Genomic DNA, 20,218 nt, shown 5'->3' with positions numbered 1-20,218 from the left:
GTTTACAGGGAGTAGTCTTTCTGTAACACCTATGAAGGAGCACTCAAATGAATACGACACTCATTGCTGTTGTGCTTGCCACCGGCTTCGCCAGCCTGGCCACAGCCCTGCCCGCCGTCGCCGAGCACAAACACAAGAAGCACTCAGGACACTACCGGGGCAATGCTGACTATAACCAGGTTGCCTATGCCCCGGTAACCAGTGTCAAACCGATCTACAAAACCATTACCCACCGCATCCCGGAGCGCTCCTGCTGGACTGAAACCCGCTATGTGCCGAGCCACAGAGGCTACCAATCCCACACCCCGACCCTGCTCGGCACCATCATCGGTGGCGCCATCGGCAATGAGGTCGGGCACAACAAGACCAATAAAAAGGTGGGCACCGTCGTGGGCGCGGCAGTGGGCGCTTCCCTGGCCCGCGACTGGCGCCATCACAACTCCGCCAGCTCCGGCTATTCGCGCCCGGTCAGTGAAGAGGTCTGTGAAATAAACGAACGGCTTGAATACGAGGAGCGAATAGTTGGCTACAATGTCACTTATCGCTACCAGGGACAGCGCTACCAAACTCGCATGGATCACCACCCGGGCAAGAAGATCAAAGTGGCCGTCAACGTAACGCCGCTGTACTAACAGGCACAGAGCTGCCTCATGATTTTATCCACATGGAGTCGAGTTATATGAAGTACGGGGTCCTCAAATGTGTCCTGTTTTGTCTTCTTTCGCTGTCGGTGACAGAGCGGGCCCTGGCGCAGAAATACGACTCCCAGGGTAGCGCCGGCGACCCCAAGGAAGCGGCAGACATCGCTCGGAAAATACAGCCGGGCAAAGTGCTGAGTGTCAAACGAGACGACGGCTTTTACAAGGTCAAGATACTGCACGAAGGCAAGGTCAACTACATCGTCGTCAAGGCCAAATAAAGCCGCCGTGCAGGCCAGGCCAAACGGCAGCCCCAGCGGGCCGCCGGCCGGCCAAAACCGGAGCAAGGAAACCCGACATGCATTTGCTCATCGTTGAAGATGAAATCCAGTTGCAACTGCAGGTGCGCCAGCAGCTGGAGGCACTCGGTCACACCGTTGACAGCGCCTCCGGCGGCCGTGAAGGCCTGTACTTTGCCGAAGAGTATCGCTACGACCTGGCGATTATCGACCTGGGCCTGCCCGAGATCGATGGCATCGAGCTGATCAAGCGCATTCGCGCTGCCGACAAGGATTACCCCATCCTGATTCTCACCGCCCGGGGGGACTGGCAGGACAAGGTCGAAGGGCTCGAGGCCGGCGCCGATGATTACCTGACCAAGCCATTCCACCAGCAGGAACTGGTCGCCAGGGTCAAGGCACTGGTGCGCCGCTCCGCCGGCCAATCCAGCAACAGCTGGCATTTTGGCCCCCTGACCATCAATTACGACCGCAAACTGGTGCAACTCAATAACGAAACCATCGAGCTGACCGGCTACGAATTCAACACCCTGGAATACCTCGCCCGGCACAAGGGCAAGGTGGTTTCGAAAAACGAATTGACCGAGTATCTCTACGCCCAGGACTTCGAGCGCGACAGCAATACCATCGAGGTCTTCGTCGGCCGCTTGCGCAAGAAAATCGAGCTGGGGCAGAAGTTTATTCACACCGTGCGGGGGCAGGGTTACCGGTTTGAATACCCGAGCTGACCCCTTGCGATTCCTCAACTCCCTGCAGGGGCGCTTTATCGCCGCCAGCCTGCTCTGCCTGCCACTGTTTATCGGCGCCAGCGGCCTGCTGCTGGAAAACGCCTTCAAGGAAAACCTGCTGTCCACCGAACAGGAACAGCTGCAAAGCCAGCTCTACATCCTGCTCGGTTCGGCAGAAGTGCAGCGGGGCAATCTGTGGCTGCCCGAGCAGCTGCCGGAACCGCGCTATACGCTGATGGACTCGGGCCTGTACGCCAAGATCCTGACCCTCAACCCGGAGCGCCTGACCGACACCGCCTGGCTGAGCCGCTGGCGCTCGACCTCGGCACGGCTGCTGGACGAAACCCTGCCGGAGTCACGAGCCCCGTTCGAAACCAACCGCCAGAGCTTTGCCAGCCTGCCCCACTTTTTTCGCCTCACCTACGACCTGGTGTGGGAGGATCAACAGGGCACTGCCCTGCCCCTGCGCTTCCAGATCTATCACACCCGCGACAGCTACAGCGCCCAGCTAAAGCGCTACCGGCAGCAACTCTGGTACGGGCTGAGTTTCCTCGCCATGGCGCTGTTGACCCTGCAGGTGTTTATTATGCGCTGGGGCCTGCGGCCGCTGAAAAAGCTGGTGCGGGAACTCAAGTTGCTGCCGGAGCAAACCGAGCGGCAGTTGCGCGGTGTCTATCCGCGGGAGATCGCCCCGGTAACCAACAGCCTCAACCGCGTGCTGGCCAACGAGCAGAAACAGCGCGAGCGCTACCAGAACACCCTCAGCGACCTGGCCCACAGCCTGAAAACCCCGCTGGCGATTATCCAGGGGGAAGTGCAACAGCACTCCCACTCCAGCGGCATTCTCACCGAGCAGGTCGAGCGGATGAACACCATTATCCGCCACCAGTTACAGCGGGCCGTGCTGCAGACCAACAAAAAGCTGCACACACCGCAAAAGATCCGGCCGGTGGTGGAGCGACTCTGCACCGCCATGGACAAGGTGTATCGGGACAAACACATCGAGTTCAATCTCGATATCGGCGCCGGCATTATGTACCCCATCGAAAGCCAGGACCTGTTCGAGCTGCTCGGCAACCTGATCGAGAACGCCTGCAAGTACGGTCGCCGCCAGGTTCATATCAAGGCCCGGCGGCTGGATTCCGACCTGATTATTACTATCGGCGACGACGGCAGCGGCATTGCCAGCCATCAACAGCAGGCCATTTTGCAGCGCGGCGCCCGCGCCGATACCGCCAACCCGGGCCAGGGCATCGGCCTGGCGATCACCCAGGATATCGTCAGCGCCTACGGCGGCAGCTTGAAAGTACAGCGCTCGGCCACCCTCGGGGGCGCCGAGTTTGAGATCTGTTTACCGCTGTTCTAGGAGCCTGTCGGACTTAGGGTTGCCCTGCTGCGAAAAAGCCGAGTTTGGCCATTTTTTAACCATTTTCTCGTTAAATAGAACCACTATTCGCCTCAAAAATGGTTAAAAACTGACTCAAATCGGACTTTCTCTCGCTACGGGTACCTAAGTCCGACAGGCTCCTAGCCCGCCGCCTGCCCGGCCGGAACCGGGGCCGGGGCCGGCAGCGGCTTGACCAGCAAGATCAGGCGCGGCAGCAGCGTCAGGGCCGCCAATATCGCCGCCAGCATGGCCATGCCGGTCAACAGGCCGAAATAGATGGTCGGGATAAACTTCGACAGCGCCAGAATTGAAAAGCCGATAATAATAATCACCGAGGTATAAAACATCGCCTGGCCGATTGAACCGTGGGAGCGATGCATGGCCGCCACGTAGTCGCCATCGACGGCAAACTCCTTTTTAAAGCGATGGATATAGTGGATGGTATCGTCCACCCCGATGCCCACCGTAATGGCGGCAATAGTGATCGTCATCATATCCAGCGGCACTCCCGCCAACCCCATGCCCCCCAGCACACAGGCCGCCGCCAGCAGATTGGGCAGGATGGCGATAAGCGCCAGCGTCAGGGAGCGGAACAAGACCACAAACATGATCATAATCCCCAGGAACACGGCACCCAGAGTGACGATCTGCGAGGAGAACAGGCTCTGCAGCATATTGTTGTACAGCACCAGCATACCGGATAAGTGCACCTGTTCCGGGGCAAAGCCCAGCTCGTGAACGGCGTGATGGCGAATCTTTTTCAGCAGTTCCGCGCGCCGCAATTTAGGGCTGGTTTCCATTGCCCGCAGGGTAATCCGGGTCTGGCTATTGGCTTCCGACAGGTACGGGGTAATCAATACATCGATGATCTCCCGGGGCAGGGATTTTTGCATCAGCGCCAGTTCAAAATCATTGAGCGGGCCATCGGTGACATCCATGGCCACCTGGTAAGCGATGGCCAGCGACTGCACCTTGCCCACTTCCGGCAGGGAATCCAGGTAGTCATGCAGGGCCTTGATTTGCTCCAGGCCGGCGCTGGTAAACCAGTAGGGCCCGCGCTTGCCCGCCCCGGTCGCAGCAAACGGGTCTTCTTGCGCAAACGGGTCGTCGGCGAAGGGATCGTCGGCAAAGGGGTCGTCGGCAAACGCCTCTTGCTCCGCAAACGGATCGTCCTCGCCAAACGACTCGGCAAACCCACTGTCCGCCGTAAATTCACCGCCCTCCTCGAGCGCACCGGCGGCCGCCGCCTTGGGCGCATCGAGAATGATATCGAGGGTTATGGTGCCGCCCAGGTTTTTATCGATCACCGACATGCCCTGGTAGATTTCCGTGCTGTCGTGGAAATAGTCAATAAAGCGGTTTTCCACCTCCAGCCGGCTGGCGCCATAGACACTGATCACCGCCAGCAGCACGCTCACCACCAACACCACGGTGGGGCGTCGCTCGGTAAAACGGGAGAACATGGTGGTGAACACGTGGGAATTGTCGGCGGTTTTCTGCGGTGCACGCTTGGGCATCAACATCAGCCCGGCGGGAATCACCAGGAATGACAGCACCAGCGCCAGCGCCAGGCCGATACACATCATCCAGCCAAAATCGATCACAGGCCGGATCCCACTTACCACCAGGGAGGCAAAGGCTACCATGGTAGTCAGGGTGGTGTAGAAACAGGGCCTGGCCATAAACACCACCGTATCCCAAACCAGTTGCGCCTGGGGTGCATCCGGGCTGGCGGCGTGGAACTCCCGGTAGCGCACCAGCAAATGAATATTGATGGCCAGCGAGATAATCAGCAGCAGGGAGACGAAGTTGGAGGAGATGACCGTCAGGCGCCAGTCGATCCAGCTGAGGAAACCCAGCACGATGATCACCGCCGCCACACAGGTCAGGACCGGCAGCACCACGAAACGTTTCTGCCGGAAGATGATCGCCATAATCAGGATCATAAACAGCAGCACACCAACGCCAAATACGCTCAGGTCGCTCTTGATAAAGGCAATCATATCGGCGGTGACCATGGTCGCACCGCCGACAAAAATCTCGGCCCGATCCTTGTAATCGGCCACAATTTTCCGGACCAGCTCCACCCGCTGGTGGTCCTCCGCCGCCACCTGGGTGCGATAGTCGAGGAACTCTTTACTGACCGCGGCCAGCTCCGCCTCCTCCGCCTCGGACAGGCCCTCCCGGGTGCGCTTCAAGCGCAGCGCATCGCGGTGGCGGACCAGTTCGATGTAATGGTTATCCACCTCCAGGTTCAGCAACATGGCGGTGGTCTGCCCGTCGGGGCCGAGCAGCATCTCCCGATAGATCGGGCTGGTTAAAAACTCTTCCTTGGCCGCTTGCCAATCGACACCGGGGGTCAGCAACGTGCGCGGCGAATCGATCTGGGTAAGGGCAATTTTCGGGCTGTAGAGCAGCGGTGCATCCAACATGGACAGGGTGCTGGCGACACCGGGTACCGCCCCCAGGTCCTTTTTCAGCGCCTGTAACAGGGCGACGGAGGGCTCGGAGAACAATTCCGTCTTCGGGCGGAAGGTGACGATCAGGAAGTCGCCGCTCTGGTAGCGCTGGTTGATCTCGCGGAAATAATCCAGATCCTTGTCGTTCTCCAGGGTCAGCGAATCGGAGGAGGCATCCAGTTTGAAATTCGGCAGCCCGGCCGCTGCCGCCACCACCAATAAAACGACACTGACCAGCACGGCCAACGGCCGCTGGATAACACAGGCTTTATAGCCCCGGTAGAGCGATTCCAACATGTTGTTCCTTGTGACATAACCGCTGCGCTGAGGGTCCCGCTGGCGGGCCTCAATGCGACAAAGCGGCATGTGAGCTGATGATCTGCTGAGCTGTTAGCCGGGGCGGCGATCTTACTCCTGGCGGCTGCTTGAAACTGCGGCAGCTGCGCGCCCGTTAACGGCGATAATTCGAGTGCGCTATTATGGGGGAAAGCGCGAGCAAAGACTATACGGTGCAAAAAAGCTAAACGTCCAGGTAGGCCTGCTGCAATTGCAGCCTTAGCTCCGGGCGGAGGCCGATAAGAGTCTCCAGATAGCGATCCACCGAGCCGTAACCGGCTTCAACCCCGGCAAAGAACGCCTCGATATTGTCCTGGTGCACTTCGCAGTAGGGCTTTAACCACTCCGGTTCCCACTGTTCCACCCCGGCCTCGCGCAGGTGGGCTTCAATCCGCGCCAGTAACGGTTTGGTGTCATAGTACTGCAGGGTGAGCAAGTAGTCCTCGATAATCACCTCCCGGGGCACGCCGAGGGCGGACAGGATCAGGGCCGCCGCGAGGCCGGTGCGATCCTTGCCGGCGGCACAGTGAAACAGGCTGGCGTTATCTCGATTGGCCAGCAGCGCGGCAAACAGGCGACGGTAATGGGGCGCCACCTCCTCGGCACAGTTACGATAGGAGCCGACCACCAGCTCGTGGGACTTATGGGCGTTGAGCCGCTCGGTGGTCAGGTACTCCCAAAATTTCGCCATGCTGCCGATGTGCATTTCGTAGTCGTTGTTAAAGTTGGCCCGCAGCGGGCGGCTGGGTGTCAACTGCTGCTCTTGCCGGCGGCGAAAATCGTGCACCTCGGTGACCCGCAGATACTCCAGCACGTCCAGGTCCTGCTCGGTCAGGTTCGCCAGGTGGCCACAGCGGAAAATCTTGCGCCACTTGACCTGGCGACCATCCGCAGCGGGATAGCCTCCCAGGTCGCGAAAATTAATCCCGCCTTCCAGCGGCACCACTCGCGACGCCGCCATAAACTGTTCGTACATTGCTCTACCTCAATCTTCGCCCCAGCGCGGCATGATGTCCTGCTCGATACCGCACTGGTCCAGAATTCGCCCCACCACAAAATCCACCAGGTCCTCGATCACCCGCGGACGGTGGTAAAAACCCGGGCTGGCGGGAATGATAATGGCGCCCATGCGTGTCAGCTTGAGCATATTTTCCAGGTGAATTTCCGAATAGGGCGCCTCCCGCGGCACCAGGATCAGTTTGCGCCGTTCTTTCAGCGCCACATCCGCGGCCCGCTCCACCAGGTTGTTGCTGGCCCCGGCGGCAATGGCCGAAAGGCAGCCGCCACTGGCGGGGCAGATCACCGTGGTAGTGGGCGAACTGGAGCCGGAGGCCACCGGTGAAAACCAGTCCTCCCGCTCCAATAGTATAAGCTGCTCGTCGCCGGCACCGTAGCGGGCGGCCAGAAAAGCCTGCTGGTCCTCCAGCTCTTCTGGCAGGTCGATATTGGTTTCCGTGCTGATGACAATCTCCGCCGCCCGCGACAGCAGCAGATACACCCGGCAATCCGCCGCCAGCAAACACTGCAGCAGGCGCAAGCCGTAGGGCGCGCCGGAGGCGCCGGTCATAGCCAGGGTTATGGTTTGCTGGTATTGGCTCATTGCCCTGCCTCGCTGCTCCGGGTTGGTTGGTCACCAGGATCTGGTGACTGGCGGATGGCAGCCATCAGCTTGCTGTGAATACCACCGAAGCCGCCGTTGGACATAATGACCACATGAGTATTGCCTTGCAATTGCGCCAAACTGGCGCTGATCATCGCGTCGATACTGCTTGCCAGGCTGGCCGGCACCGGACTCTGGCCAATGACCTGCTCCAGGTTCCACTGCATACCCTGGGGCTGGTACCAGATTACCGCGTCAGCCGCGGCGGTGGATTGTGCCAGGGTATCGGAGTGCACCCCCATGCGCATGGTATTGGAACGGGGCTCGATCAGCGCCACGATGCGCTCGTCGCCCACCCGCGCCCGCAGCCCTTCCAGGGTGGTGGCGATGGCGGTGGGATGATGGGCGAAGTCATCGTAGACCCGCACCCCGTCCACCTCACCGATCAGCTCCATGCGCCGCTTGACCCCTTCGAATTGCCCCAGGGCTTTCGCCGCCAGGGCGGGCCTCACCCCCACATTGCGCGCAGCGGCAATGGCCGCCACTCCGTTGCGGGCGTTGTGCAAGCCGGTATGGGACCAGGCCACCGTGCCGATTGCGGCCCCGCCCTGCAAGACCTCGAAGCTGGAGGCGTCGGCGCTGGTCAGTTTGATCTGCCACTCAGCGCCCGCCGGGTTGGCGTCGCCATGCACACTGGTGCGCTCAACCGGCGTCCAGCAGCCGCGCTCCAGCACTTCTTCCAGGGCCGGCTCATTATCCGGCAAAATAACCAGGCCGTTGCCGGGCACCGTGCGCAGCAAGTGGTGAAACTGGGTCTGGATGGCGGCCAGGTCGGGGAAGATATCCGCGTGGTCATACTCCAGGTTGTTCATAATCAAAGTGTTGGGCCGGTAGTGGACAAATTTCGAGCGCTTGTCGAAAAACGCGCTGTCGTATTCATCGGCTTCCACCACAAAGAAAACGCTGTCCCCGAGGCTGGCGGACTTGCCGAAATTTTTCGGCACCCCGCCGATCAGGTAGCCGGGCTTCATGCCCGCGTACTCGAGAATCCAGGCCAGCATACTGGCGGTTGTGGTCTTGCCGTGGGTTCCCGCCGCGGCCAGCACCCAGCGACCCTGCAGCAGGTGGTCACACAGCCACTGGGGCCCGGAGGTGTAGCGCAAGCCCTTATTGAGCAGCGCCTCCACCACCGGATTACCGCGGCTCATGGCGTTACCGATAATCACCAGGTCTGGCTCGGGCTGTAATTGGGCCGGATCAAACCCCTCGATCAGGGTAATGCCGGCGGCTTCCAGCTGGGTACTCATGGGGGGGTAAACGTTGGCGTCGGAGCCGGTGACCTCATGCCCCAACTCCTTGGCCAGCTGGGCCAGGCTGCCCATAAATGTACCGCAAATACCTAGAATATGAATGTGCATAACGACCCGTACTGACTGTTTGCGCAAGAGCTTAGCACGCAGCGGCGGAAGCGTGCCAACCGTTTGCGCCCCGGGCAACAGCCTGGGGCCCGGGCGACGCCATAAAAAGACGCCACCCGGCCAACGACTTGCCACCGGCCATGAAATTTTTGCGCCGCTGGCGTATCATTCTCCCCCAACGACTCACCCCAACCAGCCCCCCTACCCCGAACAACAAGGCCCGACACCCATGGCAAAAAAGAACGTATTTTACGCCCAGTCCGGCGGCGTTACCGCCGTCATCAACGCCTCCGCTTGCGGCGTCATTGAAACTGCCCGCCAGCACAAGGACCGCATCGGCAAGGTCTACGCCGGCCACAACGGCATTATCGGTGCCTTGCGGGAAGAGCTGATTGATACCAGCAAGGAAACCCCCACCACCATCGCCGCCCTGCGCCACACCCCTTCCGGGGCCTTCGGCTCCTGCCGCTACAAGTTGAAAAGCGTGGAACAGAGCCGGGCGGAATACGAACGCCTGATCGAAGTGTTCCAGGCCCACAACATCGGCTACTTTTTCTACAACGGCGGTGGCGACAGCGCCGACACCTGCCTCAAGGTATCGCAGTTATCGGAGACCATGGGTTACCCGATCCAGGCCATCCATATCCCCAAGACGGTCGACAACGACCTGCCCATAACCGACAACTGCCCCGGGTTTGGCTCCGTGGCCAAGTACGTGGCGGTGTCCATCAAGGAGGCGGGCCTCGATGTCGCCTCCATGTGCGAGAGTTCCACCAAGGTGTTTATCCTGGAAGTCATGGGCCGCCACGCCGGCTGGATTGCCGGGGCCGGGGGCCTGGCCGCCGAGCAGGAAGGCGATGCGCCGCAGATTATCCTGTTCCCGGAAATTGCCTTTGATAAGCCACGGTTTCTGGCCAAGGTAAAGGAGAGTGTCGAGCGCTACGGCTACTGCGCCATAGTCGCCTCGGAGGGCGCCCGCTATGCCGACGGCCGCTTCCTGGCCGACGCCGGCAGCGTCGATGCCTTTGGCCACACCCAACTCGGCGGTGTCGCCCCCACCCTGGCGCAGATGATCAAGACCGAACTGGGCTACAAGTACCACTGGGCGCTGGCGGATTATTTGCAGCGCGCTGCCCGCCACATTGCCTCCGCCACCGATGTGGAGCAGGCCTATGCCGTGGGCAAGGCGGCGGTGGAAATGGCGCTGGCGGGTAAAAATGCGATTATGCCGGCGATCATTCGCGGCAGCGGTAAAAAATACAGCTGGTCGATCAAGGAGGCGCCGCTGGAAGACGTTGCCAATGTTGAAAAGATGATGCCGCGGGATTTTATCAGCGCCGACGGCTTTGGCATTACTGACAAGGCCCGCAGCTATTTTGAGCCCCTGGTCCAGGGCGAGGACTACCCCCCCTACAAGAAAGGTATGCCCCAATACGCGCGCCTGAAAAAGGTTATGCTGCCAAAAGTGTTAAAAAACAGTTTTACTCTGTAGCAACATGCAGTAAGTTTTTCCGGGTAGAATTTTTCCGGATATCAGCCAGCAGCCCAGGGACATTACGATTATTCCGCCCAAGCACACCGCTATTGCCCCTATCCTCACCGGCGCCCCATTAGCGGGCGCCAGACTCCCACTGTCCACTCCTGAGCGGGAACTGCGCCCATGACAGCAATCAGCAACTTTATCGGAACCGTCAACGGCATTGTGTGGGGGCCGCTGATGCTGGTCCTGATCCTCGGAGTCGGGCTCTACCTGATGATCGGCCTGCGGCTGATGCCACTGCTGAATATCGGCACCGGCTTTCGGCTCTTGTTCGGTGGTCGCAAAGTTGCCAGCAGCGAGCAACGGGAGGGCGAGATCTCGCCGTTTCAGGCCCTGATGACCGCACTCTCGGCCACGGTGGGCACTGGCAATATCGCCGGGGTGGCCACCGCAGTCTTCCTGGGCGGGCCCGGCGCACTGTTCTGGATGTGGTGCACGGCGCTGGTGGGCATGGCCACCAAATACGCGGAGGCAGTGCTGGCGGTAAACTACCGGGAAGTGGATGAACAGGGCAACCACGTCGGCGGGCCCATGTACTACATCAAAAACGGGCTCGGTAAAAATTGGGCCTGGCTCGGGATACTGTTCGCCGGCTTCGGCACGGTAGCCGCGTTTGGCATCGGCAATACCGTGCAGGCCAATTCCGTGGCCGACGTGCTGGAGGCGAATTTTGGCATCAACGTCTGGCTCACCGGTATTGTTATTATGCTACTGGCCGGCGCGGTCCTGATCGGCGGCATCCGCCGTATCGGTCATGTGGCCAGCGCCCTGGTGCCCTTTATGGCCATCGCTTATATCAGCGCCGGGCTGGTGGTGCTGGCCCTCAACAGCGCCGCCATTCCCCACGCCCTCGAACTGGTCTTTAGCCACGCCTTTACCCCGATCGCCGCGGAGGGCGGCTTTGCCGGCGCCGCGGTCTGGGCCGCCATTCGCTTCGGTGTGGCACGGGGCATATTCTCCAATGAAGCCGGGCTGGGCTCCGCCCCCATCGCCCACGCTGCCGCGCAAACCAGAGACCCCATCAAGCAGGGCATGGTGGCGATGCTCGGCACGTTTATCGACACGCTGATCATCTGCACCATTACCGGGCTGGTGATTATCACCTCCGGCGCCTGGATGTCCGGGGAGTCCGGGGCGGCACTGACCTCGCTGGCATTTGCCGAAGCGCTGCCCAATTTCGGCAACTATGTGGTGGCCATCGCCCTCGCTATCTTCGCCTTTACCACCATCCTGGGCTGGTCGTTTTACGGTGAGCGCTGCGCCGAATTCCTGTTTGGGGTCAAGGCCATTGTCCCGTTTCGCATCCTCTGGATTCTGTCGATACCAGTGGGTGCCGGGGTCAGCCTGAATTTGATCTGGCTGATTGCCGACACCCTCAACGCCTTGATGGCGGTGCCCAACCTGATCGCCCTGGTACTGCTCAGCCCGGTGGTGTTCAAGCTCACCCGCGCCTACTTTGCCGGCGCGGCGCGGTGATAGCCCGGTAGAGACCAATGCACGGGGGATGCTTTGATTCCACAACCGGCAGTGCGCCCGGCTCGGCATAGAGTGAACTTGCAACGATGTTAACCGGTTGCATTTGCCAAGGGGCCATGCTAATCTCGCCCTGCAACCGATTGCAGCAACAGCTAAATAGTTACAATAAACACTCTGCTTTAGTTGGTGCTGGAAGTGGCTTGTGGGTAATTCGCCATCGGCGTAGCCCGTACAAGCTCGCGTAACTCCCGGCTCCCCATGAAGTTTCACCGGGTTTACGAGGACGACAGTTAATTTGTCTCAAAACATCAACTTAACTGTCAGGCAGTAGAAGTAATTACCCAGTTATACAGACGGGTAATTGCTGTTAACAATCATAACTTTGAACTCACATTTTAAAAAAATAAGAGGGTCTCCTAGTGAGCAAATCAAATAGAGTAAGTATGCCCAACACCACCACTCGCAGCTTTCGCTTCAGTAAAAACGCGCTGGCGCTGGCAGTAGCTATCGCATCACCGAACCTGTATGTACACGCAGAAGGAATGCTGGAGGAAGTTGTTGTCACTGCCGCTGCTGGCGGCAGAAATCAGCTTGAATCCTCGGTCGCAGTAACAGCCGTCAACTCCGATATGATTTCGAAGTTCCAGCCCAGCTCCGAGGCGGAAGTCTTCCGTATGATTCCGGGTATTCAAGTAGCCGGTACTGCGGGTCCCGGCGGCAACTCAAACATCGCCGTGCGCGGCCTGCCGGTGGCAACCGGTGGCTCGCCCTTCGTCCAGATCCAGGAAGACGGATTGCCTACGGTGCTGTTCGGTGATATCCAGTTTGGCAACAATGATTACTGGACCCGATTTGATCCATCAACGGCCAAGGTCGAAGGCATTCGCGGCGGAACAGCCGGCGTCTATTCCTCTCAATCCCCCGGCGCCATAATTAACTACGTCAGTAATTACGGCGAGGAAGAAGGTGGCCATGTCCAACTCTCCACCGGCCTTGGTTTTGACGAAAACAAGATAGATTTTCGCTACGGTGGACCGGTCAGTGACAGTGTCAACTATCACGTTGGCGGATTTATTCGCAATGGCGACGGCCCACTCGATGTCGCTTACGGAGCTAGTAACAGCTTTCAAATAAAAGGTAACCTGACCAAGCACTTTGACGATAACAAGGGTTACATGCGCTTTCATATCAAGGTTGCTGATACCGAGGAGCTAAACTATACCGGCGCGCCGGGTCGGGGCAAATTTGACGGCAAATCCGTGAAAAGTGTCAAGGAGTTTAGCGGTTTTGATGGCAGGGAAGAATCCAACTACTCCATTCACCATCAGGAAATGACCATCGTCGACAAAAACGGCGATTTCAAGCGTGTCAATATGAACGGCATTTCCACCGAGACGGTCGCGTTTGGGCACGAATTGAGTTATGAGTTCGACGACAATCTCAAGCTCGACAATAAATTCCGCTGGACAGATATGAGCGGCTCCTTTGCCGCGCCCTTCTTCTCTCCAGGGCTGACGTCTGACGTAATTGGCTCGACAATTAACAGCTTTGGCGACACCGTTGATGAAATTCGTTATGCCAATGGTCCCAATGCCGGAATGGTTTACGACAACCCCTATATCAACACCGATGTCAGTATTTTTACCGATATTCGCGACGTTGGCAGTTTTGTCAACGACCTGGTCCTGACCGGGGAGTACACCATCGGCGACGGCGACCTGAAAGTGCGCGCTGGTTATTTCTACATGGACCAGTCCATTGCCGCGGACTGGCACCCAAACAGGGTCTACAAGGAAGTCAGTGGCGACAATCCGGCCACGCTGGATTTGTTTGATGACGCGGGCAACAAACTGACCGCCAACGGTGTCGCCGGCTTCAATAACAACTGGGGCGATTGTTGTGCCCGCGATTATGATCTTGGCTACGTCAATACAGCGCCCTACCTGGTGCTGGATTATGAAAACGATCTGTTCACCGTCGACGTCGGCTACCGCTGGGAGAAAGTGGACGCTTCCGGCTGGACCGTGGCCGGTGGCGACCCCTTCCGCACTGACGTGGTCACCCAGGATCTTAACGGCGACAACATTACCGTCGGCATTGAGACCTTGATCCCCAACGGCACCAGGGAAAATCTCGATTATGAAGAGACCTATGAGTCCTGGACGGTGGGTGGCCTCTGGAAAGTGAACGACAACTTCAGCGTATTTGCACGCGCTTCGGAAGGCGGTCGCTTCAACAGTGACCGGCAAACCGTGAGCGGCAAGATCAACGCTGATGGTTCACTTAACCGGGCAGGCCAAGTGGCCGCCGTTGACTTTGTCAATCAGCTGGAGATTGGTATCAAAAACCAGGGTGAGATCGGCTCAGGACTCTACAGTGTCGAGCTGACCTTGCTGAAGGGCGACTTTACCCAGAGTACCTTTGAATTGTCTGCCACCAACTGCCCCGGCGGTGCTGGCGGCTGTATCATTGACGCCGAGTACGAGTCGCAGGGTTTCGAGCTGTTGGCTAATTACTTCTGGGAAGGTTTGTCACTCACCGGCAACGCAACCTACTCTGATGCGGAGAGAAAGCTGGCGGGCGAAGGCGGTTTCAGTCGTGCGCCCAGTATTCCAGACCTGACCTATACCATCTCAGCGGGCTATGAGGTCAATGAACAGTTCAGCTTTGGTGTCAACGTCACCGGCCAAACGGATACTTTGGGCAACGACCTAATCGAGTACGAGGGCGGAGAAACCTGGGGGGCCAACGCCAGTTACAAACTCACTGAAAACCTGGAGTTTGGCTTGCAGGTATACAACTTGCTCGACGATTATGACATCCGTGGTGCCGGTAGTGTCAGGGACAGCTCGATCAGCCCGGCATTTATCTCCGGCGCGCCGACGTTGGGCCGAACCACCCGTGCCTCTATTAAGGTACTGTTCTAAGGCGTTCTGCAGTTGGAGGAGTTTCTCGTAGCGCCTGCTACGAGAACCCACCTGTTCTACCTTGGTGGCAATGTGCAGACATTGCCACCTTTTTTCTGCTCAAGGCAGGAGCATTAACCTTTCCTGGCCAGGGCCCGTCCGCTGCTGGCAAATAATTACCTTGATGTCTTTGCACAACAGTGAATGCTTCGTTGCCAGGCAAATGCCGACATATTGATCCTGTAAATGGATCGCACACGGCCCGATATTTCTGCGTTTTCGACATATTGATACACTTGGCCGTGGAAAAAAGTGACCGCGGAGCAGTGCTAAAAATGGAAGCGGCGCGGGAGTAACTCCGGCTACCGGCCAATCGCGCTGGCTATTGTGAATCAGTGTTAGAATAGATCGATGTCAAAGAAGTTTAACAACCACAAACGATTACAATCCGCGCAGCGCGCCATGGAGCGAGGACGCGCCGATCTGGCGATGGCCAAGCTGCAGGATATCACCCGCAGAACTCCCAACCACAGTGGCGCCTGGAAACTGCTGGGTTTTGCCTGTCACGAGGAGCAATTGGAGCCCGAGGCGGTCGTCGCCCTGACCAGGGCCGCAGCACTGGATCCGGGGGATGCCGCTACCGCCATGGCGCTGGCGCAGAGCAGTTTGCTTGCTGGCTTGCCAGCCCTGGAACCGTTCCGACGGGTCCTGCAATTGCAACCCGACGACCTTAATGCGCAGCGCGGTTACGCCCTGGCGCTGGCCACTGAACAGCAGTCAGACGCCGCCGAAACCGTACTGATGTCAAGGCTCAAACAGCATCCGGACTGGCTGGCAGGCCACAAGTTGCTGGCGCGTTTACGCTTTACTGGTGGTGACAGTGAGCATTTTGCAGATTCTTTCAGCGCCGCTTGTGAGGCGCAGCCCGCCAACCTCGCCCTGCGTATGGAGTGGTTTAGGAGCGTGGCGCAGACCCGTGACTGGAGCGCTGCCGGCCGCATTATTGACCAGGGTGAGCGAATTTTCGGCACTCATCCGCAGTTGCAGTTGGCGCGCCTGTTTATTGCCAGTGAGTCCGGCGATGAGCTGAAGGCGGCACAGTTGTTTGCAGCGACGGCGTCAATCGATGACGTGATGCGGGACATGGCACTGGTTCGTTACAGCCTGCGCAAGGGCGATCTCGATATTGCCGAGGCCACAGCCAGGCCGCGCATTGCTACGCCAGCGGAGAATGTTTTTTGGCCTTATCTGGCGCTTATCTGGCGCTTGCAGGGTATCCCCCAGGCCGCGCAATGGCTGGATGGCTCCCCGCCCCATGTCGCGGCCGTCGATTTGCAATTTGCCGACGGCGAACTGAATCGCCTGGCCGACCTGCTGCGCAAGTTGCACACCGCCCGTTCGCCGTTTGCTGAGCAGTCGGTGCGCGGCGGAACCCAGACCGACCAGAATCTTTTCCTGCGTCACGAGCCGATTCTACGGGCCTTGAAATCTCGAATTCAAGCCGCTGTGAGGACTTATGTCGAGCAACTGCCATCCCCCATTCCCGGGCATCCATTGCTAGGCGTTGAGCGTGGCGATCTGCGACGCGGACGGATACATTTTTCTGGCAGCTGGTCGGTGCGTCTGCAAGCACAGGGTTTTAATGTCTCTCACACTCACCCGCTGGGTTGGATCAGTTCCGCGTTTTATGTTGCGCTGCCGCCAGCTACGTCAATGGGAGCCGCACCGGCTGGCTGGTTGCAATTTGGTACACCACCAGCTGAACTCAAGCTGGCGCTGTCGCCCACGGCACAGCAAGAACCCAAGGCGGGGCGGCTGGTATTGTTCCCGTCAACTATGTGGCATTCTACTGTGCCCTTTAATGACGGTGAGCGTTTGGTGGTAGCCTTCGACGTTCGCGCGCCGCAGTCCGCGCTAGCGCCGAGCATCACTGCCGCCTCCAACAGGGCCGTGTAGTTCAGCTCGGCCGTAACCATGAAGACAGCCGTACAATTCAATACCACTGCATAAATACAAACATAAAATGAGGTTAGGCATGATGCACGAGAATGATCGACAAATTCGCAGTATTGTCATTGTTGGTGGCGGTACTGCCGGCTGGATGACAGCTGCATCACTGAGCAATGCCCTGCAGCAGGGCTGTAAGATTACTTTGGTAGAGTCAGATGATATTGGCACGGTGGGAGTGGGTGAGGCAACTATTCCGCCAATCAGAGTCTACAATCAGTCACTGGGTATCGACGAAAACGATTTTGTCCGCCACACCAAAGGTTCGTTCAAGCTGGGCATACAGTTTGTCAACTGGGGGCGCCAGGGACACCGCTATTTCCACCCCTTTGGCACTTATGGGCGTCAATTCGATACCGTGCCAATGCATCAGTTCTGGCAACAGGCACGTGCCCAGAGGCAGGCGGCAAGCCTCGATGAATATTGTATGGCCTGGGCGGCCGGGTCCGCGGGTCGGTTTGCACCACCCACGCCGGATCCCCGCAATGTACTATCGACCTACGAATACGCCTATCACTTTGATGCCGGTCTGTACGCCCGATACCTGCGCAAATACTCGGAGCAGCGCCGGGTAGAGCGCATCGAAGGCAAGGTTACTAACGTCAACCTGGACGCCAGCAGCGGTTTTGTGGAGAGTGTGCAATTGGCGGGTGGCCGCGAACTCGCCGCCGACCTGTTTATCGACTGCTCCGGTTTTCGCGGCTTGTTGATTGAGGAAGCACTCAAAACCGGCTACCAGGATTGGACCCATTGGTTACCCTGTGATCGCGCCTGGGCGGTGCCCTCCGAGCGCGGTGAGTTTACCCCTTACACTCGCTCTACAGCTCACGTTGCTGGCTGGCAGTGGCGTATTCCGCTGCAACACCGCACCGGCAATGGCCATGTGTTCAGCAGTAATTTTATGGCAGATGATGACGCCCGTGCGATCCTGCTGGATAACCTTGACGGCAAGCCGCTGGCGGAGCCGCGGATGCTGCGCTTCGTCACCGGCCGCCGCAACCAGTTTTGGAACAAGAATGTCATCGCCATCGGCCTGTCCAGCGGCTTTATGGAGCCGCTGGAATCCACCAGCATCCATCTTATTCAGGCCGGCATAGCGAAACTGTTGGCGCTGTTCCCTGACCGGGACTTTGATGCCGTTGTGATCGATGAATACAACCGTATTGCGATCAATGAGTATGAGCGTATTCGCGACTTCCTGATCCTGCATTACCACCTCACCGAGCGTGACGACAGCGAGTTGTGGCGCTATTGCGCCAATATGGAAATTCCCGACACACTGCAGCACAAAATTGAACACTTCCGTCGCTACGGCCGCCTTATCCCCGGTGAAATGGATCTGTTTGGTAATGCCAGCTGGCTCGCGGTGCACATTGGTCAACTCAACCTGCCGCAGCGCTCCGATCCGCTGCTGCGTTACCGTAACGTTGATGCCGCCGCCTGGCTCAACAAGTTACGTGCGGCGATGGCCGCAGCGGCACAGAATCTTCCAACCCATCAACAGTACATTGATAAATATTGCAAAGCGCTCGATTGAATCCCGGGCTTTGCCGCCCCTTCGCTTGAGTATTCGAGCGGGCCCAATGCCTGGCTATACTGCTGTGACAGTGCATTTGTAATTTATTCTGCAATCGGTTGCAAAACGATTGCGATTGCCCTACAGTGAACTCGAGTCCCTCAATATTTTCATAACAAAATTTCTTAACAGCGCTTCTATAAGTATGGCCGCCACGCTACCAGCGCAACCCTGCGATCGGCCCGGCGGAACAAATAAAATAAAAATAACGGGAGAACACCAATGCAACTCGCGGTGCTCGATATCACAGTGGTGGCAGCTTATTGCATCGGCCTGGTAACCATTGCCAGCCTGGTTTCACGGGAAAAAAAGGGTCACCAGAAAGGGTCGGAGGATTACTTCCTCGCCGGTCGCTCACTGCCGTGGTGGGCCATAGGCGCTTCGCTAATTGCCGCCAACATTTCAGCTGAGCAAATTATCGGCATGACCGGCTCCGGTTATGCCATCGGGCTCGCCATTGCCTCTTATGAGTGGACTGCGGCTATAGCGCTGTTACTGATCGGCAAATATTTCATTCCTATTTACCTAGAAAAAAACATCTACACCATGCCGGAGTTTTTGGAAAAACGCTTCGACCACCGAGTGCGGGTGTTGCTGGCTTTTTTTTGGCTCGGGGTCTACGTCTTTGTTAATCTGACCTCGGTTTTGTATCTCGGTGCGCTCACAATTGAGATCGTCGCCGGCGTTGAAATGGTTTACGGCATGCTGTTCCTGGCCGGACTATCGCTGGCTTACTCACTGTACGGCGGTCTTAAGGCCGTGGCCTATACCGATATTATCCAGGTCGCAATTCTTATCGTCGGCGGTATTGCAGTGACCGTGCTGTCGCTGGATAAACTCAGTGATGGTGCTGGAGTCATCGCCGGCTTTACCTATTTACTCGACGCCGCGCCTGAAAAATTTGACATGATTCTGGCCAGCGATCATCCCCGCTATATGGATCTGCCTGGCATCTCGGTGCTGGTCGGCGGCCTCTGGATCGCGCAGTTTTCCTACTGGGGCTTCAACCAGTACATTACCCAGCGGGCACTGGCGGCCAAGAGCTTGAAGGAAGCCCAGAAAGGTATCGCCTTCGCTGCCTTCCTGAAGCTGTTTATGCCTTTTATCGTTGTGATCCCCGGCATCGCAGCGTTTCTGCTGGTGCCCAACCTGGACGTGTCTGACAAGGCCTACCCGGAAATGATGAAACTTCTGCCCTCAGGGCTGTTTGGCCTGACATTCGCGGCCCTGATTGCCGCCATTGTTTCATCGTTGAGCTCCATGACCAATAGTATCTCCACGATCTTCACCATGGATATCTATCGGTCGACATTTCATCATTTGGATGTCAGTGAAAAAAGGCTGGTACTGATTGGCCGGTGCGCCAGCCTGGTCGCGCTGATCGTGGCTATGCTGGTCGCCCGGCCGCTGCTTGGCGACCTCGACCAGGCGTTCCAGTACATTCAGGAGTTCACCGGCTTCTTCACCCCCGGGATCCTGGTGATATTCCTGTTCGGCCTGTTCTGGCGCAAGGCAACTGCACACTCGGCGCTGACGGCTGCCGTAGTGTCGGTCGTATTTTCACTGGCATTTAAGCTCTGGCTGGACCAGGTGCCGTTTCTCGATCGCATGGGGCTGGCGTTTCTGTTGTCGGCCGCGGCGGCCATTGCGGTGACACTGTACGAAAAAGGTGGAGATCACCCGAAAGCCATTCGCTTGAGTGACTTTGATTTCAGCACCTCTGCCGGCTTCAATATCTCGTCGCTGGCAGTACTGCTGATTCTGGCAGCGTTTTATATTGCCTGGTGGTAAGTCCGCGGCAGAACGCTACTGGTGTGCCGAGCGGGACATGGGAAGCAATCGAATCGA

Annotated in this window: 14 protein-coding genes; 10 read left to right on the top strand and 4 right to left on the bottom strand. The window is 58.1% G+C overall.

Translation table 11 applies throughout. The annotated features are described in order from the left end of the window. Positions 1-47: 47 nt before the first annotated feature. The 4 genes from G8764_RS17795 (at position 48) to G8764_RS17780 (ending at position 3,031) form a co-directional block, all read left to right on the top strand. Positions 48-632 (top strand): glycine zipper 2TM domain-containing protein, encoded by a 585-nt coding sequence (locus tag G8764_RS17795; protein WP_166166134.1) that lies wholly within the window; start codon positions 48-50, stop codon positions 630-632. Positions 633-679: 47 nt separating this feature from the next. Next, complete coding sequence (locus G8764_RS17790) at positions 680-919, top strand: type 1 periplasmic-binding domain-containing protein (protein WP_166166132.1); 240 nt, start codon at positions 680-682, stop codon at positions 917-919. 77 nt (positions 920-996) lie between these two features. Then, a complete protein-coding gene (locus tag G8764_RS17785) occupies positions 997-1,665 on the top strand; it encodes a response regulator transcription factor (RefSeq protein WP_166166130.1) in 669 nt (222 codons plus the stop codon). Continuing rightward, on the top strand, positions 1,649-3,031 hold the full coding sequence (locus G8764_RS17780; protein ID WP_166166128.1) for an ATP-binding protein: 1,383 nt from the start codon (positions 1,649-1,651) through the stop codon (positions 3,029-3,031). The genes G8764_RS17785 and G8764_RS17780 overlap by 17 nt, the downstream gene beginning before the upstream one ends. A gap of 161 nt (positions 3,032-3,192) precedes the next feature. On the opposite strand, the gene G8764_RS17775 is transcribed toward G8764_RS17780, so the two are convergent. The 4 genes from G8764_RS17775 to mpl form a co-directional block, all read right to left on the bottom strand. Beyond that, positions 3,193-5,808, bottom strand: a complete 2,616-nt coding sequence (locus G8764_RS17775; protein ID WP_166166126.1) for an efflux RND transporter permease subunit — start codon at positions 5,806-5,808, stop codon at positions 3,193-3,195. Between the two features lie 223 nt (positions 5,809-6,031). After that, a complete protein-coding gene (locus G8764_RS17770) occupies positions 6,032-6,823 on the bottom strand; it encodes a tyrosine-protein phosphatase (RefSeq protein ID WP_243748883.1) in 792 nt (263 codons plus the stop codon). Between the two features lie 9 nt (positions 6,824-6,832). Next, on the bottom strand, positions 6,833-7,447 hold the full coding sequence (locus G8764_RS17765) for a flavin prenyltransferase UbiX (RefSeq protein ID WP_166166124.1): 615 nt from the start codon (positions 7,445-7,447) through the stop codon (positions 6,833-6,835). Continuing rightward, the gene (mpl, locus tag G8764_RS17760; RefSeq protein WP_166166122.1) at positions 7,444-8,865 is read right to left on the bottom strand and encodes a UDP-N-acetylmuramate:L-alanyl-gamma-D-glutamyl-meso-diaminopimelate ligase; all 1,422 of its coding nucleotides are present in this window, start codon (positions 8,863-8,865) and stop codon (positions 7,444-7,446) included. The genes G8764_RS17765 and mpl overlap by 4 nt, the downstream gene beginning before the upstream one ends. Before the next feature lie 229 nt (positions 8,866-9,094). Between mpl and G8764_RS17755 the strand changes: the two genes are divergently transcribed. From G8764_RS17755 to G8764_RS17730, 6 genes are all read left to right on the top strand, one after another. After that, positions 9,095-10,357 carry a 6-phosphofructokinase gene (locus tag G8764_RS17755; RefSeq protein ID WP_166166120.1) on the top strand — a complete coding sequence of 421 codons (1,263 nt, stop codon included), beginning with the start codon at positions 9,095-9,097 and terminating at the stop codon, positions 10,355-10,357. A 177-nt stretch (positions 10,358-10,534) separates the two neighbouring features. Next, positions 10,535-11,881 (top strand): alanine/glycine:cation symporter family protein, encoded by a 1,347-nt coding sequence (locus tag G8764_RS17750; RefSeq protein ID WP_341806416.1) that lies wholly within the window; start codon positions 10,535-10,537, stop codon positions 11,879-11,881. Between the two features lie 443 nt (positions 11,882-12,324). After that, the gene (locus tag G8764_RS17745) at positions 12,325-14,808 is read left to right on the top strand and encodes a TonB-dependent receptor (protein WP_166166116.1); all 2,484 of its coding nucleotides are present in this window, start codon (positions 12,325-12,327) and stop codon (positions 14,806-14,808) included. Positions 14,809-15,198: 390 nt separating this feature from the next. Further along, a complete protein-coding gene (locus G8764_RS17740) occupies positions 15,199-16,743 on the top strand; it encodes a putative 2OG-Fe(II) oxygenase (protein ID WP_166166114.1) in 1,545 nt (514 codons plus the stop codon). A 79-nt stretch (positions 16,744-16,822) separates the two neighbouring features. Further along, the gene (locus G8764_RS17735; RefSeq protein ID WP_243748882.1) at positions 16,823-18,331 is read left to right on the top strand and encodes a tryptophan halogenase family protein; all 1,509 of its coding nucleotides are present in this window, start codon (positions 16,823-16,825) and stop codon (positions 18,329-18,331) included. Positions 18,332-18,592: 261 nt separating this feature from the next. Then, positions 18,593-20,161, top strand: a complete 1,569-nt coding sequence (locus G8764_RS17730; RefSeq protein ID WP_166166112.1) for a sodium/sugar symporter — start codon at positions 18,593-18,595, stop codon at positions 20,159-20,161. The last annotated feature ends 57 nt before the right edge of the window (positions 20,162-20,218 follow it).

This window comes from Pseudomaricurvus alcaniphilus, assembly GCF_011440395.1.
Lineage (GTDB): Bacteria > Pseudomonadota > Gammaproteobacteria > Pseudomonadales > Cellvibrionaceae > Pseudomaricurvus > Pseudomaricurvus alcaniphilus.
This window is presented reverse-complemented; position numbering and strand designations above follow the sequence as displayed.